The following is a 26,327-nucleotide window of genomic DNA, read 5'->3' on the forward strand; positions in this document are numbered from 1 at the left end:
GTAGCTGAAGGCGCTTCTGACTGTGTCACTGCCCCCGCCGGCAGCCTCGACGATCGAGTCCCTGTCATGGAGCACATAAGTGTCGTTGCCCAGGCCGCCGTTCAGCACATCCGCACCGGCACCGCCGGAAAGCAGATCGTTGCCGGCGTCCCCAAAAAGGGTATCGTTTCCAATGCCGCCGTTCAAAATATCATCTCCAGCGAGTCCGGAGATCTTGTCGGCAAAAGGGGTTCCCGTCAGGACGTCATTGCCAGAAGTTGCATCCAGTGTGGCAGAGATTTTATACGTCCCCACAAGATTTCCGAAGCCTTCCGCCAGCAGAAAATAAGTGCCTGACGCAGATGGGGTGAAGATAAGTCGAGATTCGCTGCCAATGTCATCAAAGCTGGCGGCAAGAAAGTTGCCGGTATCATCCCGAAGTTGGAGAGTCGGATCTCGCAGCGTCCCGTTTCCGCTTGGTAGCCCTTGAAGATCAATTGTGTAGGTTTGATTTGCTACAAGAGTGATGGCGAAAGTATCAACATCCTGAGCATCCTGAATTTCTCCAGAAACAGAGACTCCAACTCCTAAGTTGCCAGGAAGTGGAGAAATGTCATCGATCCAATCTCCATAGTCATCCTGGGCTGCTTCATCCGCGTTGGAGGTGTTATTGCTCAGTCCTGAATACTGGTTACCAGACATATCAGCTTTATCCTGTGCCAAGTTGTAACTTCACCGAAGGTCAAAGCCCTTCCAAAGTCAATAGTTAGAGCCCTGATTTTGGTTTTAAGTATGAATTATCACTTTGTTTTTGAAGAAATTTATTTTGAAATCTCTTTTCATCATATGGGAATTGATGATGTGACCGCCCCTCGATGGCATCTGTGTGCCATATGTGGACGGCCCCCTCCCTACAAGAACTCCTTGATGATTTTGATCGGATCGCTTGCGTTCATATGTCTGGCCTGTTGGTGCGCTTGCACATGAACGCTGGCCAAGATGGGTCCCGCGACGTTGGTTCCAAACAGGGTGACGGCCACATCGGGCCATTGGCACACATGGAGTGTCCGACGGCTCGGATCGATCGATCACACCACCTTGTAGACTCGGATGGTTTTGGGATAGCCGACTTGGGCACAGACCTGTTCCAGTGTCCGACCCGGTGCGTACTGGCGCCGGCAATATGGATCGCCGCGATCACTGCCTCAGCCTTCTTCGTCAGCCGCCCGCGACGTAGCAATGTCTTGGTCCGTTCCCTGACCTAGCCGGGCTTGTCTTCAATCCGCGCATGCGGCACCCGCCCAAAGGTTCCGGTGAGCTGTCGCTCCCGGTAGCTGTGCCGATAACCTATTACCCGGTCGACACTCCAACCGTAGCGAAAGCAGCCGAGAAACCGCAAGCTCTTCTTCCAATACTGTCTCGATGGTGGCGGGCGCCTTCGTCTTCAGGCTCTTATCGATCGGGCCGAACCCGGCCTCTACGGACAGGAGCGACAAACTCGCGGTCTCGATGATCTGGTTCATAGCATGATCTCCCTGCGATAAGCGCCGCCGGTTGGATGTTTGGCAGTTCACTGGAGATTACGCCGCCTGATCAACCCACGGCGGTGATCAGCTGTTCTGCAAGTCGCGGTGATAGCGAATCAGAAGCGCCAGGCCCAGGGCATAGACGAACAGTGACACCCCCAGCACATAAAGCGGGCTGACGTAATCTCCTGCATAGGAAGGATAAAACGACTTCCGCATCTGGCCGACCACATGGACCAGCGGGTTGAACCACAGATAGTCCGAAAACGGCGCCGGGATATCGTCATACATGAAGAAGACGCAGGAAACCAGAAACAGGGGCCGGTTCAGGATCGCCCAGACCTGCGGCCACCAGGTAAAGGCCTCGCTTAGAAAACAGTTCACCGCCCCCACGGCGACGCCAAAGGAAAAGGCCATCAGCAGCGACAAGGCGATGCCTCCGGCCTGAGGGTCGGTCCGCGTGTCCTGAAAGAACAAAAGCGCGGCGAAGACAATATAGGCCACCAACATCTGCGTGATGCCGTTCATGATCATGCGCGCCAACAAGGCATCCATGAAGGTCACGGCGGGATAGGCCAGCAATGCCTTGGAATACAGGATGGACTGCGCCACCTTGCCAGATATCGCCATATAGAACATGAACGGCACCATTCCGGTGGCATAGAAGATCGGGAAGTTCGTGCCGATGGGCGGCTTGGCCAGGACCATGGAAAAGACCAGCGTCAACAACACGATGCCGGCCACGGGTTCGGCGACCGCCCACAGATAGCCGCCGGCGGATCTGCCGTTCGTCGTCGCCATCTCGCGCAGCACCAGGGCGCCGATGGCCCGGAAACTGGAAAAGGACCGGTGCCGATGCGACAGGCGCAACGTCCCCTCGGGGGGCTGCGCCGCGGCGGCCGAAGGGAAATTGATCTTGGACATAGGCCCGACTGCCCCTTGCCTGTTCACGCCCCCGTCAGGGATGGACGCTGGAACTGTGTGGGCGGCTTATGTATGACACCGCTCGACAGATCAACAACCCCGAGTGTCTGCGCATGACCGTCCAGAACGACAAGCCGGTTCACGCCGACGCCCCCCGTCCTGCCAACCCCACCCCCGTCGGCGCCGTGCCCGCGCAGCCCCGGCCCGTGCTAGCGGGCCAGCCTGCCGCGGCAAGGCCTGCCGCGGCCCAGCCGAACCCGGCAGCGGGGGGTGCGGCCGCCCCGCGTCCCGTGCCGGCGGCGCCGGGCCGCCCTGCCCCGCAGATGCCCCCGCCCCAGGCGCCGGTCAAGCCCGCGGCATCGACCGCCCGCCTGAAGCCGCGCCATCTGGGCGTGGCCGCCAGCTTCGTGGTGATCGTGCTGCTGCCGATCCTGGTCAGCACCTGGTATCTGTATGCGCGGGCCGAGAACCAGTATGCGTCCTACATGGGCTTCACGGTGCGATCGGAATCCGGTCTCGCCACCAGTGATCTGCTGGGCGGACTGACCTCGCTTGTAGGTACGACCTCAAGTACGGGCAGCGATACGGATATCCTCTACAAGTTCATCCAAAGCCATGACCTGGTGCAGCGCATCGACGATCGGCTGGACCTGCGCGCGATGTGGTCCAAGCCCGAGAACGATCCGGTCTTCGCCTATACCGGCAACGACTCGCTGGAGGATCTGCTGTCGGAATGGGAACGCAAGGTTCGCGTCTATTACGATGCGGGCATGATCGACCTGCGCGTGGTGGCCTTCGATCCCAAGGACGCCCAGGCGATCACCCAGGCGATCTATGACGAAAGCACCGTCCTGGTGAACGAGCTGAACGACGTGGCCCGCGAGGACGCGCTGCGTTATGCCCGCAACGACCTGGACGAGGCCCTGGAACGGCTGCGTTCCGCGCGCCAGGAAATGACCGAGTTCCGCAACCGCCACCAGCTTGTCGATCCGGCCGCCGATGTCGCCGGACAGGCGGGCGTCGTCAGCACCCTTCAGGCGCAACTGGCCGAACAGCTTGTCGCGCTTGGCCTTCTTCAGGCAAATGCCCAGGAAAATGACCCCCGGATCGAACAAACCCAGCTTCGGGTGAACGTGATCCGCGAACAGATCGCCGCAGAACGCCAGAAATTCGGCTCCGAGACCGCCACCGGCGAGGCGCTGTCCACGGTCGTGGGCCAGTTCGAAAGCCTGATGGTGGATCGCGAATTCGCCCAGCAGAGCTATATCGCGGCGCTTGCCACCTATGACGCCGCCCGGGCCGAGTCCGCACGCCAGACCCGATACCTGGCCGCCTATGTCAAGCCGACCCTGGCCGAGGATGCCGAATTCCCCATGCGGGCAAAGCTGCTGTCGATCATGGGGGGCTTCCTGCTGCTGATCTGGATCGTCGGCATCCTGACCTTTTACAGTCTGCGCGACCGTCGATGATCCGGCTGGAAAACCTCACCAAGATCTACAAGCTGAACGGGCGGCGAAAGGTCGTCGCCGACAACATGAACGTGACCTTTCCGACGGGTGTGTCCGTCGCACTGCTGGGACGCAACGGCGCGGGCAAGTCGTCGTTGCTGCGCATGATCTCGGGCGAGATGCTGCCCACCTCGGGGGAGGTCTTGTCGACCGGCACGATCAGCTGGCCGGTGGGCTTTGCGGGGTCCTTCAACGGCGAACTGACAGGGGAACAGAACTGCCGCTTCGTCGCGCGCGTCTATGGGATCGACACGGACGAGATGCGCGACTTCGTGGAAGATTTCGCCGAACTGGGCCAGCATTTCTACTTGCCCTTCCGCACCTATTCGGCCGGGATGCGGGCGCGGTTGGCCTTCGGCGTATCCATGGCCGTGCCCTTCGACACCTATCTGGTGGACGAGGTGTCGGCCGTGGGCGACGCCGCTTTCCGCGCCAAATCGAACCACGTCTTCAACGCCCGCATGAAAGCCGCGGGCGCGGTGGTTGTGTCCCATTCGATGCAGTCCTTGCGCGAAATCTGCCAGGCAGGGGCGGTCTTGGAAAACGGAAAGCTCAGCTATTATCACAACCTCGAAGAGGCCATTGCAGCACATACCGAAAACATGCGGCGGCCCGCCGCATGAGCATGGCAATCTTGCGATTGCTTGGGATTGGGTGCACGCACCACGGTGATCCGACCACGAAATCCATAAACATCCGACCACCCATTCCAGCCGCATTCCGGCCAGGCTGATCTGAGCGGGCTCCGTCACGCGGGCGGGTCTGAGGCAGACATCTGCGCTACCCACAAGCTGTTGCGACAGCGGAAGAAGGCGCGCGATGAGGAAGACCGAGGACGTGCTGCGCCTGCATGCGCAGGGCATGTCGACCCGGCGGATCACACTTGCGACCGGCGTCGGCAAGACAATGGTCATCGAGTATCTGCGCCGCGCGGCGGTGGTTGGCCTGTCCTAGCCGCTTCCTCACAAGATCGCAACGGGCGACAATTACGGCCAGTTGTGTTCCTGTCCAAGTATTCAGCGCAATCTGAAGCTCCGCATCACGTTCGAGACGCTGCTTGACCTGCCTCCTACAAATACGTCTGCAAGGACTGGGCTTCAAAGTCATACAAAATCATCCTTAATCCAGTCCACCAGACGCCCGGACTGATCGACTGCAACTCTCCTCATTCTGGATGCGGATAATTTTTTCCGATAGACAGTGATTATAGGCATCATGATAATGGAATGGTGCGTGACCCCAGCGATGAAAGGCAGGGGTGGAATTGGCGTCAACCAGGCTATCCATGCAATCAATGACATGGTCGAATGAAATGCGCTTGCATAAGGAATTGAACAAGAAATTATAATAGCTGCGCATCATAAGGCAGTGTTCATCATTGCTGTCCTTGCCGTCGTAAAAAGGACTAAAGCTTGCGGTGTGAAGAATGGTTTTGTTTCTTGAGACCAGATCGGCAAATCGATTGGCAAAAGAATCCACCAGCTTCTCAACCAAAGGCCAGTTGTTCCTCTGGAAGTGCTGGATGACTCCCATGTCCCTGTAAGATGATGGATTCAACTTTGCTACATGGTGGTTGTATGTAAAAAAAGAATCATCTTTGGTTCCAATCGGAAACCGATCGTCAAGGAAATCGAAGATGACAATGCAGTTTTCGAAATTCGTTGCAAAGTCCTTCTTGAGATCGCGGGAAACACAGCGGTGCAGAAAGGGATTCAATCCGACAAGATCAAATTCACTCTTGATCGGCTTTGAACTTGTCAAGCTTGCCAAATTGGATCTGCAGTGAAAATACAGTAGAGAGTCTTTTAGTCCATTAAATTCCATGGCGTCGCGCGTAACGCACGACCCAAATATGACAATATTCTTGTTCATTGCCCCAATCTCAGACACTAGCATCTTGTAGGACCGCGCGAACTTTCCGCCACACCTCCGGCGTTATGTCTTCACGATATATTGCCTTATCCGAGCGTATTTCCAGTGGCATCAAAAAATCAGGATTTGCGTCCTTGACCCGGCAGGCAAAGGCCTCGTTTGCCTGAGCATATCGATCGCAGATAAAATCGGCTTCGCTTCGTGTAAAGATAAGTTGCTGGTGCGTGCCCAGCTGGCGCTTCAGGGCGTGGGTCCAAATTTTCAATGCTTCCGGCGAAACGACATCCGGTGCTCGGGAAATGCTGGCCATCCACACCGCCAAAGCATCCGAACTGACATTCGTTTTCACGGATTGCAGGCTTTCGGCGGCACGACGAGGCGCAATCCCGAGACAATCCAGAAATCCCCGAACAAAGCCCGTATCCGAGGTGTTTAATACGTCATAAGACAAGACGCGAATAGCATCGGGCGGAAAACCTTGCTCCAGATTATTCAAAACAAGACCATAATCCAGCGCCAGGCCGGTGCAGTAACCTGATTGAACGCTTTTGGTCAGAAATGGCGAAAAAGCTCCGATATTCGTATTTTTGCTGACTTCCAGATAAATGGATTGAATATACTGAAGCTGGTGGCGAAGAACAAGAACAACCGTCACCTCGTCAAAGGCTCGCGTCATCTCTCGAACCTCTTTATAGTTTATGGAACTGCGTTGCAGTCGGCTGAACTCTTCACTCGATACAATAACCGTATGATCGCCTTTGGCAAGTTCCGCCAAATCTTTCCATGCCTTTGCCGGATCGGAAAAGCTATAAACCTTTGGCAGCGCGATCCATGGATTTACCAAGCCGTGGTGATAAAATTCTCCCTCGAACGAGGGATAGATAATCCTCTCCTGCAAAAGCAAATTTCTAGCATTGCCCAGCACGTTCTGGATTGCTGTTGATCCTGTTTTATGCAAGCCGATATGAATGACCAGTCGGCTCATGGATTTTCTTTCCGGCTGCGGCGAAGTTCATCCAGCAGTGCTGAAGCGACTTGGTAATCTTCTGTTTGCAAAGCCTTTTCGCGTTCGTCACCCTCGACAATAGACAGCGTTCCAGCTCCATTGCTGTAATGCATGTAGTCGCCGACGTAAATATTCTGGGAAAGTCCGTCCCAGTCCGCATTACCCCTCTCGGCCAACTGCATGAGCATCATGTAATCCTCCAGAAATCTCATGCCTTTTGGGAGGTTAACTCTGCTCAGGTCCACTTTTCTTGAATCCAATAGGTAGCTGTGTATCGGCGCGTGATTTCTTTCCAGGAACTCTTCATACGAGAACCCATATTGGTAAGTGCGCTCGCGGGCCGTAATCATATCCTGCTTGTTGGCAACAGTTCGATACACCCTGCCGAATGCCAGAGCCTTTCCAGAGGCTATGAGCCGCCAATTCAACTTTTGATAAGCGTCTGCAAACAGCAGGTCGTCATAGTCCAGAAAACCGACAAGGGCACCGCGCCGGACCTTGCCCAATCCCGTTTGCAAGGCAGTGGCACGAAGGTCAGGACATTCCCTTGTTGAGGAAAGATAGCAGGCTTCCGGCTGGACTCCTCCTCTCCAAGGCAAGTCCTGTAGGATGCGATCGACTTGCGCCTGCTGTGCGTTGCTGAGATCCTGGCCGATGACAATAGGCCTGACTGACGCGCTTGCCTGCGCGATCAGGCTCAGCAAGGCTCGTTCCAGCAAGGAGAAGCGAGCGCCGCCATGAACGCGGACAATGGTGTCGACAAAGGGAGCACCACGATCCAGGTTATCTGGCAAAGTCAAGGCGGCGAATGCTTCAGGACAGAACCTGAGCATCCGAGGGGAGTTTAGCCTGAAGTTGGGCGCCGTCACGACAAACGGCGCATAATATCCGTCAGCCATGGCCAAACGCGACAGGCGGCCCTGTGGGTCGAGCGGTTTCTCGAATTCCTTGGGATACCAGGTGGGAATGTGCTCTTCATCTGGGGTTTGGCTTGCCGCCAAAACCAGGTGATACAGGCAGTCCGGCGTGGCGGCAAAGGGACGACGGATGCGGGCGACAAAGCTGCTTTCGGCAGCCTCGGGCGCATAAAGCACCCCTGCTTGCTGGGCCATGCGCTGCGAGTTGACGGAAAGGCGCAAGCCTCGCGCAGCGGTCTGACGCAGCGCCGCGATCATCAACTCATGCTGGCGCAAGTCGTAGCGCGGGTCACTGCATACATCACCGGGCAGTTGAAGATGCAACTGTAGCTTGGAAACATCCTGCACCTCGGCTGGCAGGGCTTGCTGCGCCGCATCACCGGACAGCACACGGCCTATGGCGTTCAGATAGGCATAGCCGAACCGGGTATCCGGCTCGATCATGGCCGTTTCCCCCCATTCATTCCAGGCGTTCACCACCACAAACCGACTTGCAAAACCGTCCGCCCCACGGGCTTGGCTGATCAAGGCGGTAAGCCAGCTTTCAAACAGGTCAGGTCTTGGAGCATGGGTAATGTGCGCGCGTGATCCATAGCGCGGCGTATTGTCAAAGCACGGAACAATGGAACGCAGGACCGGCAGCGTTTCGCATGTTGGCCGGTCATCGATATAATGGCGGACAACGTCTGAATAATCCAAAATACCGGTTGCAGGCTTTTCGTAGAACTGCACCCGATTGTCGATCGGCTTTGCAGCAGATCCCATCCAGTCATGCAGAACCCGTTCCACTGCAGCATCAGCTTTCTGCGCGATCAGGGATGCAGGGATGTCCTTCAGGGTGCCCACGACATAGGGAGCAGGCAGCCCATTTTCCTTGCAGACAGCACGCCAGATATCGACATATGCAAGATCGGTTGGCATCAGGCTTGGCCGATAGATGAAAATGATCGGCCGTCCTTCGTGTCGCAGATAGCGCGGATCCCGGAAAAAGGGGATCAGGTATTCGATAAATGCCCGTGCGTCATCGGCGCTGTACTTCTGTTCCAATAGTACCTGCTTGTCGGAACCGTCCCAACGCCGTGTCCAGTTTTCATTGGCCCAGCAGAAGCAATAAGGCAATTCAATATCCGGGTTGGCCAGCAATTCCTGCGCCGGCCTTTCTAGGATCATGCGGCCGCTGAACCAATAATGGTAGAAGATGAAGCCACCGACCCCGGCCTTCTTCGCGATTTCCGCCTGTTTGCGAAGCGTGTCCGGCGTTAGCAGGTAATACCCGATGTCGGGGTGGGGCTGGCGCTGCTGTTGATGCCCTTGAAACAACGGCTGCGCATCGCGGACCTTGGTCCATTCGGTAAAGCCCGGACCGTGCCATTCGTCGTTTTCAGGCGTGGGGTGGAATTGGGGAAGGTAATAGGCCAGCACCTTGGGGGCAGCAGGATCGAGAGTAGCGGAGAAATCTTCCTGAGCCTCGTAGAACGGGGCATCCTGTGGCCCTTTATCCGCATAAAGGACATGCGGCTGTTGACCCTCGCCCGGCGCCAGCAAGAACAGCATTCTTTCCAGCGCATGAGCCACCGTGCCGTCTGCTGGAATCGGTTCGATCGGGAAGTCGGCAAGGTTCAATCTGAAATGCGCCAACTGCTTCAGGACACTGGGTCCTGTCCAGAACATCGAACCTTGCGGGAAGTTTATCATGTCAGGCAGTCCGATGTTGCTGCCAATCCGTTCCAGCAGGCAACGTGCTGGGTTCCTGTTCTGGCCCCAGCCATCTGCATCGGGAAAATATCCTAAGGGAGGGGGCGCCGTGACCCATGAAGTCTGACCGCTGGTGATCAGGGTGAATGCCGTTTCTGCCGCTGGCAGGCGCCCTGCCTTGCCGCCGCAGCCGATCAGCGCGTCAAGGATATCGGCGTTCCAGCGGTCGAGCAGCGGATTATGCGGACTTTTTTTGGTGTGGAAATGTCCGATCACGTCATAGGCGGACAGCTTTTCGGCGAAATGGGCAACGAATGGTCCCAGATCCCGGCCGCGATTGGGGAATTCCTGAATTTCGCACTGCGTGTCCGGAAGCACTTCCTGGAACTTCTTTCGCAGCAGTTCTATGTCCAGATGACCCGCTGGGACGCTGACGAAAAGATCGATCTGCACGGGTACCGCGCTCAGCCGACGCGCAAAGTCCTCCACCATGTCGGGATAGAAGACGTGATAATGCACCGCAACGCGCAGACCTTGTGGAACAGGCGAAACCGGCGTTATGAAATAAGGGCGGCATGCGGGCCGTGCACCGGTCATCGGCGCAGGGGGACGTATGGAGCGTCCTTCGGCCTTACCATGCTTGATGTAATGGACCAGAGGGTTTCTCTGCGTCACTAACACATCTGGATTGCTGAAAAGGTAATATGCGGTCGAAAACTGCTCATTTGGATCGCGTCCCTCTTGCCAGCCAGTTCTAAGATAATGAACCAGAGGGTTGACTTTCGCTTCGCAAACATCAGGGTTGTGCGATAGATAAAAATCTTGATCGAAGTGCTCGGCGACAACTCTTACATTCCGATGAACTTCGATTTTCTCTCTGACCCGAGAAACCAGTTTCCGAAGATTTTTCACAGAACCTTCCATTTCATCCGTTCAGCCCAAATGTCGTCCGGCAAGACTTGCTTCCTTTGTTTCCTCGCCAGAGCGGGGAGGAATGCAGGTAACAGTCAGGCTTGCCCTCTACAACAGGCTGGCAGCAGTTGTAAGATGTCCGCCGCAAGCGCAAAGGGCCGTGACAGAAGGCTTGGCGTGCCGAACAAGCGAAGAACTGCGCAAGGCATGGGAACCCGACGAGCCACCTGGGCCGGGGTCAGCGAAGCTTGTGATCGTTGCAACTCTGACGGTCTGCGTGGTTGTGGCGCTCCCGTGACGCCCCCTGACCAGGCGATTCCCTCCCTGGAAGGATCGCGCTATCGGATCGTGGGATAAAATCCCCAATCCGCCTCAGCTTGACAATTCATGGGAAGATGGGGCAGCGGAGTTCGAAGGATCTCGGGCCGGATCATGTGATGCCTGCCGTTGGAAAGGCTGAACCGTGTTGGACGTGCTGATCCTGATGGCCACCCACAATGGCGCGCGCTTCCTCATCGATCAGTTTGCCAGCATCGCCGCCCAAAGCCATACTGCCTGGCGGTTGCTGATCTCGGACGATGCCTCGACTGACCACAGCCGCCAGGTCATTGACCAGTTCATCCGCGCTCGGCCCCCAGGCCAGGTCGCGCTACTGCAAGGCCCCGGCAAGGGGGCGACCAAGAATTTCCGCAGCCTGCTGCGTCGGGCGGATCTGGAAAACAGCTTCCTGGCCTTCAGCGATCAGGACGATGTCTGGGACCGGGATCACCTGTCGCGTGCCCTAGACAGTCTGTCGCGATTATCCGATCCCCTTGCCATCTATGGCTGCCGCATGAAGATATGCGATGAAAGCTTGAAGCCAGTCAGGCTGTCGGCTCTGCCTTCCGCGCCCCTGGGGTTCCGCAATGCCCTGGTGCAGAACATGCTCAGCGGCAATACCATGGTCCTGACGCCTCCCGCTGCGCATCTTCTGCAAAGGGCGGAAAGACGGACAGGGCCGATGCCGGTTCATGACTGGTGGGCTTATCAGATGATCACCGGGGCAGGAGGCAGGGCTGTCCTGGATCCCGTTCCCGGTATCCTTTACCGGCAGCATGACAGCAATGTCATCGGCATGGGCGGGTTGAAAAGGCTTCCTGCCCGGATCAGGAGACATCTAGGGGGCCGATACAGATCCTGGGCGCAACAGAACAGCGCGGCCCTCGGGGTTTGTGCCGACCTGCTGACCCCGGAAAACCGCCGCAGCCTCGACGCCTTTACCAAGGCGCTTTCGGCACCTCTGCCGCAAAAAATTGCCCAGTTGCGGCGATCCGGCATCTATTATCAGACCCGCCGGGATCATCTGGCATTCTGGCTGCTGGTTGCTTTGGGCAGGTTCTGAGGAAATGCGGCCTCGTGCACCCGCTTGGCCTGAAACCCTGCTGTTCCAGAATGATCCAGTTTTTCTAAGATTGGCCTAACCCGGTAAGGCCAAATTATGATTGCCTTAGCCAAGGTGGAAGACTGCTCATGCCGACCTTTTTCGGCAAAAGGCTGCGGCATTCAGCTGCCGGATCGGCAGTAACGCGACAGCACTTTTAGATACAGGTCATCATATTTCATGCTAGGTTCCAGGACCGCTTTTTCCGCCCATTCGTTCCAGGCGTTGATGAACAACTCTCCCCTGTAGGACCGGCTCAGCGCCTTCTCGGTCAGTGAGCGAAGCCAAAGGTTGAAAGAAGCAGGGTTGGCACCATAAGCGATATGGGCCTTGTTTCCCCGCCTGGCAGTATTGTCCCAAGACGGCATCACACCCCGGATCGTATTGGCGGGCAGGGATCGCGAATACTGGTCCGATACCGAAGTCTGGACAACCCGGGTATAATCGTAAACCAGTCCTGAAAAATTGCCATTGGTCCTGCGATCAAGCAGGCTTCCCCCAGGCCCGCCAAACAGGTAATCCTTTCCCTGGACCAGGCCATGGGGCGGCATCTCGATCCAGAAATCGAAGTCTTCCTGTTGGTCGGTATTATAGTCCAGGTGAAACAGAACGGCCCCGATCTCGACCTCGCCTACACCATTTTGGCGCCATGCCTTGCGCAATCTAGAAACCGAGGCCGCGGCATCGGGCAGGTCGCCGGGCCGATAGATCACGAAGCGCGGCCGCGATCCGTCGGGACGCTGATACCGCTTGTCGCGCATATAGGACGCGCAATCATCGGCAAGGGCGGTTTCGAAGCCTTCGTCATAGCGTTGCTCAAGAAGGACTGTCCCGGACATGCCATCCCAGTTGCGCCGCCAGCTTTCGTTCGCCCAGCAGAGATAGAACGGAAAGTCGATGTCGGGCCGCTTCAGCAGGTTGTCCAGCGGCTGTTCCAGTATCCTGCGGCCGCTGAACCAGTAATGATAAACGCAGAACGCATCTATGCCAGCCTGGCCCGCAAGCTGGGCCTGGCTGCCCATCACCTCTGGCAGGCGCAGGTCGTAAAAGCCCAGATCCAAGGGCAGCATCGGCTGGACATGGCCTTCAAACAAGGACTTGGCCATGACCACGTTCCGCCATTCCGTAAACCCCTTGCCCCACCAAAGGTCGTTTTCCGGGGTGGGATGGAATTGCGGCAGATAAAACGCGCTGACATAACCAGGCATCTTGGGGGTGCCTGCCTGCCGTTGCGGCATGTCCAATTCGCTTGCTTGAACAATCTTGTTGCCGAAAGCCTTGCACAAAGGCCCCATGGCCCGTTCGAACCCATGGGCAACCGTTCCATCGATCTGGCCCAGTTCGGTGTCGAAGCTGTCCGTGCCCAGTTGCAACGCCTTGATGATGGCGATCATGTCCGGTTTCAGCCAATACATCGAACCGGCAGGAAATCCGCAATTTTCCCGATCCAGCTCTATCTCGACACGGCGAAGGATTTGCCGAGTGATTTCGAAATTCGATCCCCACCATTTCCTATCGTCATAGTACTGGCCGTCAGCAACCCAGATGGAAAGGGTGTCATCAGAAACAAACCTCGCCAGCCGTTTCTCGACGCGATCCGGCGTCAGCAGCCCCTCTACCAGATGCTGTCTCCAGTTATCCCCATCCGTCCGATGAGGAGACTTCTTGGTATGGATTTTGCACACTGCTTTATAACTTGAAAGCAGCCCGGAATTTACCAGGCTGACAAAGGGCAAGATATCGCGCCCACGGTTCTCCACTTGAACGACGACGGCATCCGGGAAGGCTTTCTGAACTAAATCCTTAATGTTATCGGATATTTCGCCCCGATATGTCAGAGTAACATAAAGATCAAACTCGAAAGGAACGCTTTTCAGAAGCTCTTCAAACTCGGACCATAGCTCTGAGTAATAGATATGCACAACTACGGCATAGGGATTTGCATTTTCTTTTCCTGTTGTGCAAATATTTAGGGCATTGCTGCTTGAAAGCTCCTCGATCTCTGGTAGATCCTTGTGTATTCTGTTTTCGGAACGGCCTACCTGTGAATAATGCAGCAGAGGAGAGATCTTGGCGTCGCGCACATCGGCATTATACTTCAGATAAGCGAAAGGCGAAAAGTCTGGGTTTGGCCTGTATCCGTCTTTTTCGCCATAGACCGCATAATGTCGAAGCGGAAATTTCTTGAACAAAGGATGAATATGAGGATATGATCCTAGGTAATATTCCTTGTCAAAAAAACCATTATTTTTGGCAGCCTTTACCAAGGCTCTTTCAGAGCTGCGAAGGCGGAATATTCTTAGAAACCTTAATGCCCTGTTAAAATGATCAGCAGAGGTTTGCATGAAGTTCTTGGCCACTCTAGAGGTGAATTTGTAAAGGAAAACCTGATATAACGGGATGCGAATAAGCAATTCGGGCCATTGATTATTCCCGAATGCCTTTTATTCCAGATTCACGAATGCCGAGATTGTGGGTCAGGTCTGACATTATAGCTCGTGCTTTTTGCAGCGTCTGGGGGTGCCTATCATGGGCAAGTGCGGCTATACAACAGGGCTTGCCGGCATTGCAGGTCGGATGCCGCCGGACCTTGATTGCAAAAACCAACAGGCAGACAAGGCTGTTACAGGCTGAAAAACATTTCGCCCTTACATCGCCGCAGCCCACAGCCTGAACCGCCGCGCACCAGTAATTTCCCGCACTAATTTCATAGTGCGCATCCGCGATAGTAGGCGCTCGGCAGTGTCGCGGCTTATACCGGCCAGTTCTTCCACCTGAGCAGTGTGCAGGATCGGGTGGGCAGCCAGGGCCGCGATGATGCGGGCGGGGTTCCGGCCCTTGATGGTGGCGGTGGCTTCGCGCGCGGATTGCGCCCAGTCGGCCAGGCGGTCCAGCATCCGGCAGGCATCCTCGGTGCCGCGCGCCAGGGCGGCCAGGTGCCGCGACAGGCGCTGCCTGGCCGGACCGCCATCGGCCCAGATCGCCCGGCCATGGCTGCCCAGCGGCAGGAAGGACAGGCCGGGCACAGCGCGGGCCATGTCGCGGGCGGCCCAGACCGCGCCCTCGATCGCGGCCCCGTCGGGCGATAGGTCCGCCAGCCGCCACAGCATCCGGGCGGCAGGGGCGCGGGCCAAGGGATGCAGGCCCGCCAATCCTTCCATCGCCGTCAGGAAATCATCCGCCGCCGCGTCGAAGGCGGCGCCTACGGGGCGTTCCGACCAGGGCGCGTCTTCCCGGTCCAGGTTGCGGTGCAGCGCCAGGAAATCGCGCAGGCTGGCCGGATCGGACTGCCCCTCCAGCCGCCGCAAAGCCCAGCGGGCCTGGGCCATCGCCTGCAGGTCGGTGCCCGCGCGCGCGGCCATGGCGTCCAGGCCGATCTCCTCGCGCGACAGGGGGGTGCCCTGGGCGCGCAGCATTTCCTCGATCTCGACCAGGGCCAGGCGGCGGATGGCGCCCGCGCGGGCCTCCTTGTCCATCAGCGACAGCCGCGCCTCGAGCCGCCCTGCGCCAAGCGCCGCCCCGGCCAGATCGACGGCTAGGGCCGATTGCGCGGCCAGCCAGTCGGACGACCGGGGCGCGGCGGGCCCATCGCCGTCGCCGTCATCAAGACCTTGCCAGGAAAGACCGGATCCGCGCATATCCGCATCATAGGGCGGTCCTGTCCGCAAAGGCCAGCCCTGAATCCAGCCCTTGCGGGACGCAGCCCTATTCCGCCGCCACCGGCGCCGCTTCCGCCGCGGGTTTGCGCCGCAGGCTCTCAATCAGCACATAGATCACCGGCGTGACCAGCAGCGTCAGCACGAAGGCCAGCGACAGCCCGCCCACGATCACCGCGCCGATGGCCCTGCGGCTTTCGGACCCCGCCCCGCTGGCGATGGCCAGCGGTACCGCTCCCAGGACGGTGGCGATCGTGGTCATCATGATGGGACGCAGGCGGACAACGGCGCCTTCGCGGGCGGCCACCACCAGGGGCTTGCCTTCCTCGCGCAGCTGGTTGGCGAATTCCACGATCAGGATGCCGTTCTTGGCCATGATGCCGATCAGCAGGATCATCCCCACCTGGGAAAAGATGTTGACCGTCCCCCCGGTGATCAGCAGCGTCCCCGCCGCGCCGGCCAGGCCCAGCGGCACGGTCAGCATGATCGTCAGCGGCGTGCGGAAGCTTTCGAACTGCGCCGCCAGGACCAGGAAGACGATGACCAGCGACATCACGAAAACCGCGGCGATCCCGCCCGAGCTTTCCAGGTAATCCTTGGCCTGTCCTTCCCAGGCCAGCACCGCGCCCGCGGGTAGGCCCTGCGCCGCGTCCTGGACCGCCGCCATCGCGCCTTCCAGATCCGTGCCGGGGGCGATGTCGGCCGACATCTCGACCGAGATCAGGCGGTCGTACCGGTTGACCGATGGGGCGGTGGCGCCGGTCTCGATGCTGGCGAAGGCCGACAAGGGGATCAGGTCGCCCCGGTCGTTGCGCAGAAAGACCGACAGCATGTCGGCGATGGAATCGCGATCCTCGGGCGAGGCTTGCAGGATCACCGGATATTGCCGCCCGTCGCTGGTATATTCGCCCACGCTGCGGGATGCGAACAGCACCTGCAGGGTCTGGGCGATGGTTTCCGACGACAGGCCCAGATCCTGAGCGCGGGCGCGGTCGATCGACAGGTTGGCGCCCGGCTGATTGGCGGAATAGTTCACCTCGACCGAGGCGAGGCGCGGGTCGTCCTCCAGGCCGGCGGCCATGTCGCTGGCCCATGCGGCCGTCCGTTCCATGTCGGGACCGCCCAGCATCCAGCGGATGTTGCCCTGTCCGCTTCCCAGGCCCAGCCCGCCCGCGGCGCGGATGAAGGTCGCGGCCTCGGAAATCTGGGACAGTTGCGGGCGCAGATCGGCGATCACCTGATCCACGCTGACGTCGCGGTCCTTCCAGTCGGCCAGGTTCACGAACAGAAGCGACCGGCGCAATTCCCCCCAGGTGCCGACGATGGTGGTGACGTTGGTCACGGTGCCGTCCTGGCGCAGGGATTCCAGCAACGCCTCGACCTTGCGGGTGGCGGCGTCGGTATAGGTCAGGTTCGACCCCTGGGGCGCGGTCACGGTGATGCGGATCTGGCCGCGATCCTCGGGCGGGGTCAGTTCGCGGGGCAGGTGCTGATAAACGGCAAAGGCCGCGGCCATCAGGAAGGCGGTCACGGCCAGGATCGGCACCGGCCGGGCGATCAGCCGGTCCAGCACCCGGCCATAAACCCGTTCCAGCCCGCCGATCAGCCGGTTGATGGTCCGGGTCAGCCAGTTCTCGCGCTCCTCGTGCGGCATGATCCTGGCGGCCAGGACCGGCGACAGCGTCAGGGCGATCAGGGCGGATACCGCGACCGCCACAGCCAGCACGATGCCGAATTCGGCAAACAGCTTGCCAATCTCGCCTTCCATGAAGCTGACGGGGACGAAGACCGCGATCAGCACGGCCGTGGTGGCGATCACGGCAAAGCTGACCTGGGCGGTGCCGTCGCGCGCCGCCTGCAGGCGCGACTTGCCCATGGCGCGGTGGCGCTGGATGTTTTCCAGCACCACGATGGCGTCGTCCACGACCAGTCCGATGGCCAGGATCAGCGCGAACAGCGTCAGGATGTTGACCGAAAAGCCCAGGGCCAGCATCGCCAGCCCCGCGCCCAGGGCGGAAATCGGGATGGTGACGACCGGGATCATCGACAGCCGCATGGATCCCAGGAACAGGAAGATCACCGCGATCACCAGGGCCACGGCCTCGGCAAAGACCTTGAGCACCTGACTGATCGAGCTTTCGATGAAGACGGCCTCGTCGGCGGTGATCTCCAGGCTCATACCGGGGGGCAGGGTGGGGCGGATGCGGTCCAGTTCCGCCTTGACCGCATCGGAAATGGCCACGGTATTGGCCTGGGCCTGCGGCTGGACCCCCATCCCCAGCGACAGCACGCCATTGGCGCGGAAGATCGATTCCCGCTGTTCGGGTCCTTCCTCGATCCGCGCCACGTCGCCAAGGCGCAGAGGACGGATCCCGTCGTCGCGGATCACCACCTGCCGGAAGGTGTCGGGGCTGGAAAACCGGGTCTGGGCCAGGACCTGCAACTGCCGGGCGCCGGTCTCGATCTCTCCGGCGGGCAGTTCGATGTTGTTGGCCTGCAAGGCCCCGATGATGTCGCCGGTGGTGATGCCGTATGCAGCCATGCGCGACTGGTCCAGCCAGATGCGCATGGCGGGGGACCGGGCGCCGAAGGTGGTGGTGTTGGCGACCCCCGGCAGTCGGGCCAGCCGGTCCACCAGGAAGCGGGTCGCGTAATCCGACAGTTGCAGCGGCGTCATGTCGGGACTGGACAGCGACAAGCGCACGACCGGGTCGCCCTCGCTGTCGTTCTTGTCCACGCGGGGCCGGTCGGCTTCCTCGGGCAGGCGGCCCACCACCCGGTCCACGGCGTTCCTGACGTCGTTGGCGGCCGCGTCGATGTCGCGGCCGGAGTCGAAGGTCAGCACCGTGCGCATCCGGCCGCGTTCGGATTCCGTGGCCATCGAGGTGACGCCGCTGACGCCCGCAAGCGCGCCTTCGATCACGGATGCGACCTGGCTGTCCACGACATCGGGCGCGGCGCCGGTGTAATCCACCCGGACCGTGACCTGCGCGGCCTCGATCTGGGGCAGTTCGCGGACGGGCAGGCGCGACATGGCGACCGCGCCGATCAGCACGATCAGCAGGTTCAGCACCGTGGCCATGACCGGCCGGCGCAGCGAAAGGTCGGGCAGGCTCATCCGTCGCCCTCCGTGGGCGGCGCGGGCGCGGCCTCGACCCGGCGTTCCTGGGCCACGGCCTCGACGGGGATGCCGTCGGACAGGCGGTGCAGGTTCGTCACGATGATCCGGGCAGACGGATCCAGGCCGGACACCACCTCGATCAGCCCGTCCTGCTGCTGGCCGGTGACGATGTCCACCTGCCGCGCGGTGCCGCCGTCCGCCACCATGACCAGCACCCGGTCGCCTTCGACGTTCAGCGCGTTTTCCGGGATCGCCGGGCGCTGCCGTTCGGCCAGGACCAGCCGGACCTGCAGGAACATGCCGCCGGCAAGCGCGCGGTCGTCGTTGGGGATTTCCGCGCGCAAGGCCAGACTGCGGGTCGCGGCATCGACGCGGCTGTCGATGCGGCTGATCTCGCCCTGGAAGGCGCGCCCCGGCCAGGCGGCCGAGGTCAGTTCGACCCGCTGGCCCCGTTGCAGGCGGGGCAGCAGGATTTCCGGCACGCTGAAATCGACCTCGATCACCGACAGGTCGTCCAGGGTGGCGATGGGGGTGGCGGTGTCGATCAGCTGCCCTTCCACCAAGTCGGTCAGGCCGATGACGCCCGCGAAGGGCGCGCGCAGGCTGCGATCCTCGAGCGCGACCAGGGCGCGGTCGCGTTCCGCCTCGGCCCGCAGCAGCGCGGCGCGCGCGGTCTGATAGGCGGCGTCCGATGAACTTCCGGACTGGTTCAGGCTTTCTTGGCGGGCAAAGGCCGCCTGCGCCTCGGCCAAGGTCGCCTCGGCCGCCTTCAGGTCGGCCTGTTCGGCGCGGTCGTCCAGTTCCACCAGGACCTCGCCCGCCTCCACCCGGTCGCCGGGGCGGAAGGCGATGCGGGTGATGCGGCCGCTGGAGTCGGGCAGCAAGTCGACGGCCTGGCGCGCGCGGGCGGTGCCCACGGCGGTGACGGCATCGGCGAAGGTGACGGTCTCGGGGGCGATGGTCTCGACCCGCAGGGGGGCGCCGCTGCCTTGGGCCATCTGGGCGGGTTCCGGGGCCGCCAGCAGCCGTTCGGTCAGCCACAGCCCGCCCGCCGCAGCGGCCAGGATCACGACCAGTCCCAGGACGGCCTTCACCGCGCGCATGTCTGCTCCTTCGGACGATCAGGGGTGCTGGCCTTAGAACAACCGATTGCGCCAAAAGGAACAACCGATATCGACCCGGTCCCGGACATGTGAACAGGGCGGCTCGGATCAGACCGCCCGGATGGGTCCGGGATAAGCCGCGACGCGGGCATCCGAGGTCAGCAGCATCATCCCCTCGGCCAAGGCCTGCGCGATCAAGATGCGGTCGAAGGGATCGGCGTGAAGGGCGGGAAGGCCCGACAGGCCCAGGCAATGCCGCCCGGCAATGGGCAGTTCGGCATAGTCGTTGGCCAGAAGACCTGCCCGCAACACGCCGGGATCGACGCGGAAATCGGGACGGTCCAGGCTGCGCTTGATTGCCACCTCCCAGATCGAGGCGGCCGAGAACCACAGCCGGTTCTGCGGATCGGCGATCATGGTCGTGGCCTCAGGCGGCAGACGGCTTGACCAGAACGCCGCCCACAGCAGCAAATGCGTGTCCAGAAGCAGGTTCATCAGGCGGGATCACCGCCTTCGAACAGGGCGCGGATCGGGTCCGCCCCAATGTCATCGAAATCGTCGGGAATGTCGGCCTGGCCCTCCAGGAAACCCAGGCGGCGAGGGGGATTGCCCTCGATCATCGTGACCTTGACCAGGGGCTTGCCCGCGCGCGCGATGACAAAGGGCTGACCATGCGCCGCGTCATCGACCAGCCGGGACAGATGAGTCTTTGCCTCGTAGATGTTCACGGTCTTCATAGGCAAATCTTTCCTTAGTCCAAGAAACTTAGTTCACAGAGCAAAAAGGTCAATGCAGGGGGCTGTGCTGCGTAATGGAATTCAACGCCTTGCCCCCGATCACGTAGAAATACCCTTTAGGCAATCTTTCTAGGCAGATCGTCTGCCTGCAGAGTGGCCTTCAACGCAGCCGCCCCGGCTGCTACCTCGCGATAAATCTGTGCATCGTGGGCGTAATGCGTTTCCACAAAAGAACGGACCTCCTCCATCTGGAGGATACCACTTGCTTCAGCGGCGCTTTCCTTGATGGAAAGCAGCCGCAAGGCCATATTTTTGATTCGAGCATGCATATCCAGTGGCAAACTGCGGCGCAGCACATCGTTCACACGATAGGCCAGGCCACCGACCTGCTTGAAACGAAGTTCGACATTTTGATTGCTGCGCGTGCCGGCTTCCATAGCTGTACCCGTAATCCGGCCGATATGGGCAATGAAGTCGGGCACAAGCTCCATTGGGATCAAGTGATCAACAATCCTGCGGTCTTCATCATAGATGAAATCGCGCTGCCTGGCAAAGAAGATGTATTTGCTGGATGGTCGGTCTAGTTCAGCCGCCACGTCTTCGATGGCCTTCCGCGTCAAGTCGCGCAATTCCTCTTGGGGGATAAGCGTCATGGGCCGGTTGTCATAGCGCCACAGCATCTGCCGCAAGGATGAGCCGAACCGGTCCAATGGATCGCGCACTACCGCATAGGACGTGAACCGCTCCAGGTAGGAATAGTTTTCCGGGAAATATTGCCTCAACAGGGAAAGCGGCACATGGCCATAATCAATGTTTCCAAGGACAGAATGGCTTCCCACCTCGCCCATCCCAATATGGCCGGAATCGCATTTGATCAATTGCGTGCGCACCGAGGTGCCCGCACATTTCGGAATATGAACAAACACGAACTTATGACGCGGGCTGATGATCATCGGCAACTCTCGGCTTTATCATGACGTGGGCGCAAACCCTCAAGCAAGCCATAGTCCTGAGCCTGATGATCATGGGAGAACGCCGGATTTGGCATCTTGGCAGAAGATGCTTTCATAATAGCTGCGGCCGCAAGTTAGCAAGCAGTTGCCTTGATTGAACAACACTGTCGCGCCGGAACCAGTGCGTCCTACGCAATGAACAGGTCAGGGAAAGCGAAAATTGCAAAGCAACTTGGGAGCTCTGCCCTTCCCTACAGCATCGTGACCGGTTGGGCGTTCCCCTGCGCACAGCCTATGGGTTACTAAAGGGCATCCCTTCCAGAAAGGTTTCGCCATGATCGCTCGCCGCTTGGTCCTGACCAGTGCCACCGCCTGGGGAGTTCTGGGGGCGCTTCCCACGCTAGCCGCGGATCTCGCGCGCCCGAACCCTATGCCCGAGGCATTGCGCAAAGCACTTGAACGCGACCCGACTGCGCCGGTCCTGGGAAATCCCGATGGCGACATCACTTTGTCGGTCTTTTTCGACTATAACTGCCCGCATTGCCGCAAAATGGTCGAGCCGATCCAGGGCCTGATCTCCTCGGACCCGCGGCTGCGGATGGTGTATCGCGAATGGCCGGTCTTCGGCGAAGGGTCGGAATTCGCGGCCCGCGCCTCGCTGGCCTCGCTGCAGACGGGGCGGTATTGGCAGTTCCACACCTCCCTGATGGCGATGAAGGGTCGGGCCGAGGAAGCCAGCGTCATGCGCATGGCCCGCCGACTGGACCTGGAGGAAGCTGCCCTGCGCCGGGGGATGGAGGCCGAGCCTGTGATTCGCCATATCGGGCTGTCCTTCCAGCTTGCCGAACACATGGGCCTGATGGGCACGCCCACCTTCATCGCCGGCGACGAGGCCGCCTTCGGCGAACAGAGCCGCGCCGATCTGGCCGGGCTTGTGGCGCGCGGGCGCCAAACGCTGGGACTGGCCTGACGGACGGCTGCCCGACGTCCTGGCTTGCATCGAGCTTTTCAGGCGCGGCGGAACATAAGGAATTGTTCATCCAGCATTCACCCCGAAGGCCCCACCGATGCCCGCGACCTCAGCAAGCGCGCCGGGCATCCAGAGAGCGGCCAGAGTGGTGACCCCGGTACTCACCGCAAGACCTAGAAGGGCGAAGCCATGAACAGGGTGAACCGCCGCCATGTCAAATCAAGGCGAAAAACGACAATGGAGGACAGCAGGAAATTCCAGACTGTCGCCAAGGCGAAGCTTGCCGATGCAGCGGCAGGAGTGCTGAAAATCGCCCGACCAGGAAAAGGAACCCGCCCAGATCCACGACTGCGGCCGAGCCGCCGACAAGCACATAGCACATGGATCGCCCGGACAGCGCATCCGATCTGAACAGCCGGTGCAGGCGGGCCGTCACGCTGGGTCGCCCGTCTGATCAGCGAAGCAAAAGACCGGAACACGTTCTACCCTATGGGCCGCCCAGTTGGATTGGAATATCCCCCTGTTGACGCCCAGTCTTCGCCGACGCTCCACGGCCCTTAAGAGGTGACAGGCTTTCCGTTTTCTCTTTAAGGTTGTATTTCGGCTAAAATCAACCGATCAGCCAATACCTACCTTTTCGCTCCGGTGCGTGCGAAAAACCTATTGCCCGATCATGGGATCTAAGATGCTGCGGCTTGGCGCATCCCTCCCTAGAACCGGAATTCGTGACGCATAGCTAATTCTAACAAGGTATTGAAAATAATACTATATAGCATCGCTATCCAGGATTTTTCTTTTTATCCCTTGTGCACAGAAGAGCTGATCTGACTTTCAGGACCTTTTTCTAAAAAATACTCTATGGCCCAGATGATTTTGGAGGAAGACCCGCTTGGGGTCGGGTATCCGATCTGCCCTCATCTGAGGACCGCCGAATAACGTGAAGGCGAAGGGCAAGAACTTGCCTAGCTTTTCTTTCCATCTCCCTCTGTGTGCAAATCGCTCTTAAACACCCCCTGCCATATAAACCTCGTCTTTTCAGATCCAGAAATCCTATCTGAGGAAATGAAAGAATGTTGCTGCGTGATCTTCTTGTTACCCCGCTTGGATCAATCGGCCCAACCGGTTCTTCCTCTCGCGTGGAAGCCGCTGACGAGGCGCAGAACTCTTTGCAAATTGTCACTTCCACCCCTACAAAGGCCAAGCCTAGCATAATGTCGGATATCCAGGGTGCCTCTTTCCTGGACAAGGCCTACCAGCAGACCGGCTACACGTCCCCTGTGGATATCCCGCCTGCTGAGGAACCTATCGAAGAGCTTGTTGTTTCGCATGTGGATATTCCCTCTCCCAGGGAACCTATTGTTTCGATCCCTATGTCCTTGCACGCCGATACGCTAGCGGCCGAGGCGGGACGCGTCACGACCATCCAACCCAAGGGCAACAGCGATGAGATTGCCAGCATCCGCATCCTGTCGCAATCGAGCCATGGACATGTCAGCGTCAATCCTGACAACAGCTTGTCTCTGATCCTGAGCGAGGAGCCGAAAAACCAGGCGGATACCGAGTTCCGATATGAGATTACCTACAAGAACGGTGGATTTCAGGAGGTCCAGGCCAAGGTCGATGTGATAGCCGGTCAGGAACCGGAAGGCTGGGGCCAGGGTGATTTCTACATGCTGGAAACCGGTAGCGACGGCCGCGTCGTGGTCGAGCATGGTGAAAACCATCGCAAGGTTTACGTGACCGAAGGTGCGCATGGCCTAACCCGCGCCGAGATTGCCAAGGCCGAGGGCATCCCGGTCAGCCAGGTCACGGGCAATTGGCTGAAGGACCATCTTCAATACGGCGCGACGCCCGACAAGGCCCTGGATACGGAACTTGGCATGGAACTGTGGTATGCCACGACCGGGCACCACGTGGCACCAAATTCGAACTGGCTGCTGTTCGAACGGGGGTATGAATACGAGGATCTCGGACGCATCGTCAGCCGCGGCGCGACGGGGGAAAGCGCACTAAATCCGATGTATGTCGGCGCCTATGGCGAAGGCGATGATCCCCTGATCAAGGGCACGATCCATATCTTTCAGGATCAGGTCAAGCATATCGTCATCCAGGACATCAACACCACCCATATCCGGGGCCTGCTTGGGAAAAACCTGCTGTTCGATCATATCGGGGTCACGCTCGATGGATTGGTCATGGAGAACGTGCAGAACTTCACGATGGTGAATTCCGACATCATCGATGTCGCCCGACTTAGCTCCGTGCATGGCGGCGAAACCTGGGAGCCATTTGGAAACAGGATTTCCGGCGCCTATCTTTCGAATATCGATGGTACCCTTCTCGAAGGAAACCTGTTCGACCACAGCGGCTGGGCTGAGGGATTTGATCCCAACTTGTCGACCTCATCCCCTATGCCGCCCAGCAAGTTCAGCCACAACCTGTATGTTCAGAACGACAATATGGATGTCACGGTGCGTGACAACATCTTCATGCGCGGCTCTTCCTTTGGCGCCCAGGTTCGGCCGGGCGGAGTGATTGAGAACAACGCCTTTATCGACAACAATGCCGCGCTAAACTTCTTCAGCGGGATGAACTATACTCTTCTGCTGGACAATGTCGTCACCTCAGCCGGCTATCAGAAGATCGCCAAACCAGACGGCGCGCTCTCCATGGGCATCGGCAATTATGGCAAGCAGACGTCCCTGATCGACAACATCATCGCCCATCTGGCAAATCCCAATGACCCTGCCGAACAAGCCGTCAAGACAGTGACGCATCCGCCGCTGTCCAACGAGACAGCCCATGTCAACGACACGATCATCCATAACTGGGGCAAGAAACCCAGCCTGAACACGGAGGCCCTTTCTGCGTCTGTCCTGGACCAGACGACCATCCAAAACTTCGCTGCCCAGCTTTTGGGCAAAAAGACCGCCACCATCGGCGACTTGGCCAACCATCTCCGCGCCCAGGCGGATGGAAGGCTGGGCGGCGCCGTCGATGCCGATGTCATTAACGCCTTCTTCCGCAAGGGCTTCGACCTTGACACCACCCTGCGGGCCGAAGCCGAGGTCCTGCGGTTCATGCCTGACGAGCGTGCCGACGGTATCCGCTGGGACAATCGGCTGAACTGGTCCACCGAGGACCTGCCGGGCACCCAGGATGGCGACAGTATTGATCTCGGCGGCAATCGGGTACTCTTCGGGGCAGAAACCGCGACGATCGACGACTTTATCTTCGGCGATTTCGGGCAGTTGAAGGCGACTTCGGGCAGGCTGGACATCAAGGGAGAGATTTCGACTGCCGGGACCGGCAATCTCTTGCAGATCGACAATGCCGGGCAGATTTGGCTCGATGGATATCGTGACAGCGACCTTTTTCAGATTGAGATGGCCGGCGGGAGGTTCACCAATACCGGTGCTTTCACAGGCAATGCTGAGATTGATGTCATCCAAGACGCGCAGCTTCTTCTGGCAACGGCCGGTGGGCGGTTCGATCTCGCTGGTGGCAGCAGTCTGACCATCAGCGGCGGCAAGACCAAGGTCGGCTTCGATGGCGGCGATGGCAAGATCGCGACCCTGCATCTGCATGATGATGCCGCCCTGGCCTTTGTGGCAGATGCCGCAGGTCTGGGAAAAATCTCGGAATTCCACTCCGGGGCTTTCGAGGTCTCGAATGTGACTTCCGGGGTTCGCTTGGGCGGGGATCTAACGATCGACCTTTCAGCCTTGGATGCAAAGACCGGCGGCGCTTGGACCCTTGTCAAGGCGGATCAGGTGATAGGGTCCTTCGACAGCATCGCCGTCACAGGCTTGGGCAGCAACCAGGATGCCCTGATCCAGATCGACTATGCCGAGGACGAGGTTGTCCTGCTGGTCAGCGATACCGGAACGGGCAGCGGCCAGATCAACAGCAGCAGCAATGGCGAGGCTGATTTCATCGGCCATAGCCAAAACGCCACCCTGAATGCTCTGTGGGAAAACCTTCAGGCAGCCATGCCGCAAGTCACCGACGATCCTTTGTAAAAAACA

General features: G+C 59.2%; 18 protein-coding genes. 6 read left to right on the top strand and 12 right to left on the bottom strand.

The annotated features are described in order from the left end of the window. A partial coding sequence (locus RAH32_RS18625) for a calcium-binding protein (protein WP_306609931.1) occupies positions 1 to 702 on the bottom strand: 702 nt, incomplete at its 3' end. Positions 703 to 1,589: 887 nt separating this feature from the next. Further along, positions 1,590 to 2,429, bottom strand: a complete 840-nt coding sequence (locus RAH32_RS18635) for an ABC transporter permease (RefSeq protein WP_306609932.1) — start codon at positions 2,427 to 2,429, stop codon at positions 1,590 to 1,592. A 113-nt stretch (positions 2,430 to 2,542) separates the two neighbouring features. Here RAH32_RS18635 and RAH32_RS18640 point away from each other — a divergent pair, with 113 nt between their 5' ends. The 3 genes from RAH32_RS18640 (at position 2,543) to RAH32_RS18650 (ending at position 4,891) form a co-directional block, all read left to right on the top strand. After that, positions 2,543 to 3,898 (top strand): KpsE/RkpR family capsule polysaccharide export protein, encoded by a 1,356-nt coding sequence (locus RAH32_RS18640; protein WP_306609933.1) that lies wholly within the window; start codon positions 2,543 to 2,545, stop codon positions 3,896 to 3,898. Then, positions 3,895 to 4,560, top strand: a complete 666-nt coding sequence (locus RAH32_RS18645) for an ABC transporter ATP-binding protein (RefSeq protein WP_306609934.1) — start codon at positions 3,895 to 3,897, stop codon at positions 4,558 to 4,560. The genes RAH32_RS18640 and RAH32_RS18645 overlap by 4 nt, the downstream gene beginning before the upstream one ends. Before the next feature lie 196 nt (positions 4,561 to 4,756). Then, entirely contained in the window at positions 4,757 to 4,891 is a 135-nt protein-coding gene (locus RAH32_RS18650; protein WP_306609935.1) for a hypothetical protein, read from the top strand. 165 nt (positions 4,892 to 5,056) lie between these two features. Here RAH32_RS18650 and RAH32_RS18655 read toward each other — a convergent pair whose 3' ends face one another. The 3 genes from RAH32_RS18655 to RAH32_RS18665 are packed head-to-tail and all read right to left on the bottom strand — an operon-like array spanning position 5,057 to position 10,351. Beyond that, a complete protein-coding gene (locus RAH32_RS18655; RefSeq protein WP_306609936.1) occupies positions 5,057 to 5,833 on the bottom strand; it encodes a DUF6270 domain-containing protein in 777 nt (258 codons plus the stop codon). After that, positions 5,820 to 6,794 carry a hypothetical protein gene (locus RAH32_RS18660; RefSeq protein WP_306609937.1) on the bottom strand — a complete coding sequence of 325 codons (975 nt, stop codon included), beginning with the start codon at positions 6,792 to 6,794 and terminating at the stop codon, positions 5,820 to 5,822. The genes RAH32_RS18655 and RAH32_RS18660 overlap by 14 nt, the downstream gene beginning before the upstream one ends. Next, a complete protein-coding gene (locus RAH32_RS18665) occupies positions 6,791 to 10,351 on the bottom strand; it encodes a glycoside hydrolase family 99-like domain-containing protein (protein ID WP_306609938.1) in 3,561 nt (1,186 codons plus the stop codon). The genes RAH32_RS18660 and RAH32_RS18665 overlap by 4 nt, the downstream gene beginning before the upstream one ends. Positions 10,352 to 10,802: 451 nt before the next feature. On the opposite strand from RAH32_RS18665, the gene RAH32_RS18670 reads away from it, so the two are divergent. Beyond that, positions 10,803 to 11,720, top strand: coding sequence for a glycosyltransferase (locus tag RAH32_RS18670; protein ID WP_306609939.1), 918 nt, complete (start codon positions 10,803 to 10,805; stop codon positions 11,718 to 11,720). Between the two features lie 161 nt (positions 11,721 to 11,881). Here RAH32_RS18670 and RAH32_RS18675 read toward each other — a convergent pair whose 3' ends face one another. From RAH32_RS18675 to RAH32_RS18705, 7 genes are all read right to left on the bottom strand, one after another. After that, the gene (locus tag RAH32_RS18675) at positions 11,882 to 14,119 is read right to left on the bottom strand and encodes a glycoside hydrolase family 99-like domain-containing protein (RefSeq protein ID WP_306609940.1); all 2,238 of its coding nucleotides are present in this window, start codon (positions 14,117 to 14,119) and stop codon (positions 11,882 to 11,884) included. A gap of 288 nt (positions 14,120 to 14,407) precedes the next feature. Then, positions 14,408 to 15,397, bottom strand: a complete 990-nt coding sequence (locus RAH32_RS18680; protein WP_306609941.1) for a Fic family protein — start codon at positions 15,395 to 15,397, stop codon at positions 14,408 to 14,410. 67 nt (positions 15,398 to 15,464) lie between these two features. Further along, the gene (locus RAH32_RS18685; RefSeq protein ID WP_306609942.1) at positions 15,465 to 18,533 is read right to left on the bottom strand and encodes an efflux RND transporter permease subunit; all 3,069 of its coding nucleotides are present in this window, start codon (positions 18,531 to 18,533) and stop codon (positions 15,465 to 15,467) included. Further along, a complete protein-coding gene (locus tag RAH32_RS18690; protein WP_306609943.1) occupies positions 18,530 to 19,639 on the bottom strand; it encodes an efflux RND transporter periplasmic adaptor subunit in 1,110 nt (369 codons plus the stop codon). The genes RAH32_RS18685 and RAH32_RS18690 overlap by 4 nt, the downstream gene beginning before the upstream one ends. A 108-nt stretch (positions 19,640 to 19,747) precedes the next feature. Further along, positions 19,748 to 20,134: a type II toxin-antitoxin system VapC family toxin gene (locus RAH32_RS18695; protein WP_306609944.1), complete on the bottom strand. Its 387-nt coding sequence runs from the start codon at positions 20,132 to 20,134 to the stop codon at positions 19,748 to 19,750. After that, a complete protein-coding gene (locus RAH32_RS18700; protein ID WP_306609945.1) occupies positions 20,134 to 20,376 on the bottom strand; it encodes a type II toxin-antitoxin system Phd/YefM family antitoxin in 243 nt (80 codons plus the stop codon). The genes RAH32_RS18695 and RAH32_RS18700 overlap by 1 nt, the downstream gene beginning before the upstream one ends. 116 nt (positions 20,377 to 20,492) lie before the next feature. Then, positions 20,493 to 21,329, bottom strand: coding sequence for a sulfotransferase family 2 domain-containing protein (locus RAH32_RS18705; RefSeq protein ID WP_306609946.1), 837 nt, complete (start codon positions 21,327 to 21,329; stop codon positions 20,493 to 20,495). A gap of 334 nt (positions 21,330 to 21,663) precedes the next feature. On the opposite strand from RAH32_RS18705, the gene RAH32_RS18710 reads away from it, so the two are divergent. Next, positions 21,664 to 22,299, top strand: coding sequence for a DsbA family protein (locus RAH32_RS18710; protein WP_306609947.1), 636 nt, complete (start codon positions 21,664 to 21,666; stop codon positions 22,297 to 22,299). Positions 22,300 to 23,369: 1,070 nt separating this feature from the next. Next, positions 23,370 to 26,321: a right-handed parallel beta-helix repeat-containing protein gene (locus RAH32_RS18715; RefSeq protein WP_306609948.1), complete on the top strand. Its 2,952-nt coding sequence runs from the start codon at positions 23,370 to 23,372 to the stop codon at positions 26,319 to 26,321. The last annotated feature ends 6 nt before the right edge of the window (positions 26,322 to 26,327 follow it).

The sequence above is a fragment of the Paracoccus yibinensis genome (assembly GCF_030846195.1).
In the GTDB taxonomy this organism is placed as follows: domain Bacteria; phylum Pseudomonadota; class Alphaproteobacteria; order Rhodobacterales; family Rhodobacteraceae; genus Paracoccus; species Paracoccus yibinensis.

Excerpts from the sequence above, each read along its gene's own strand:
- RAH32_RS18635 (WP_306609932.1), bottom strand. The coding sequence starts at position 2,429 with ATGTCCAAGATCAATTTCCCTTCGGCCGCCGCGGCGCAGCCCCCCGAG.
- RAH32_RS18640 (WP_306609933.1), top strand. The coding sequence starts at position 2,543 with ATGACCGTCCAGAACGACAAGCCGGTTCACGCCGACGCCCCCCGTCCT.
- RAH32_RS18645 (WP_306609934.1), top strand. The coding sequence starts at position 3,895 with ATGATCCGGCTGGAAAACCTCACCAAGATCTACAAGCTGAACGGGCGG.
- RAH32_RS18650 (WP_306609935.1), top strand. The coding sequence starts at position 4,757 with ATGAGGAAGACCGAGGACGTGCTGCGCCTGCATGCGCAGGGCATGTCG.
- RAH32_RS18655 (WP_306609936.1), bottom strand. The coding sequence starts at position 5,833 with ATGCTAGTGTCTGAGATTGGGGCAATGAACAAGAATATTGTCATATTT.
- RAH32_RS18660 (WP_306609937.1), bottom strand. The coding sequence starts at position 6,794 with ATGAGCCGACTGGTCATTCATATCGGCTTGCATAAAACAGGATCAACA.
- RAH32_RS18665 (WP_306609938.1), bottom strand. The coding sequence starts at position 10,351 with ATGGAAGGTTCTGTGAAAAATCTTCGGAAACTGGTTTCTCGGGTCAGA.
- RAH32_RS18680 (WP_306609941.1), bottom strand. The coding sequence starts at position 15,397 with ATGCGCGGATCCGGTCTTTCCTGGCAAGGTCTTGATGACGGCGACGGC.
- RAH32_RS18685 (WP_306609942.1), bottom strand. The coding sequence starts at position 18,533 with ATGAGCCTGCCCGACCTTTCGCTGCGCCGGCCGGTCATGGCCACGGTG.
- RAH32_RS18690 (WP_306609943.1), bottom strand. The coding sequence starts at position 19,639 with ATGCGCGCGGTGAAGGCCGTCCTGGGACTGGTCGTGATCCTGGCCGCT.
- RAH32_RS18695 (WP_306609944.1), bottom strand. The coding sequence starts at position 20,134 with ATGAACCTGCTTCTGGACACGCATTTGCTGCTGTGGGCGGCGTTCTGG.
- RAH32_RS18700 (WP_306609945.1), bottom strand. The coding sequence starts at position 20,376 with ATGAAGACCGTGAACATCTACGAGGCAAAGACTCATCTGTCCCGGCTG.
- RAH32_RS18705 (WP_306609946.1), bottom strand. The coding sequence starts at position 21,329 with ATGATCATCAGCCCGCGTCATAAGTTCGTGTTTGTTCATATTCCGAAA.
- RAH32_RS18710 (WP_306609947.1), top strand. The coding sequence starts at position 21,664 with ATGATCGCTCGCCGCTTGGTCCTGACCAGTGCCACCGCCTGGGGAGTT.
- RAH32_RS18715 (WP_306609948.1), top strand. The coding sequence starts at position 23,370 with ATGTTGCTGCGTGATCTTCTTGTTACCCCGCTTGGATCAATCGGCCCA.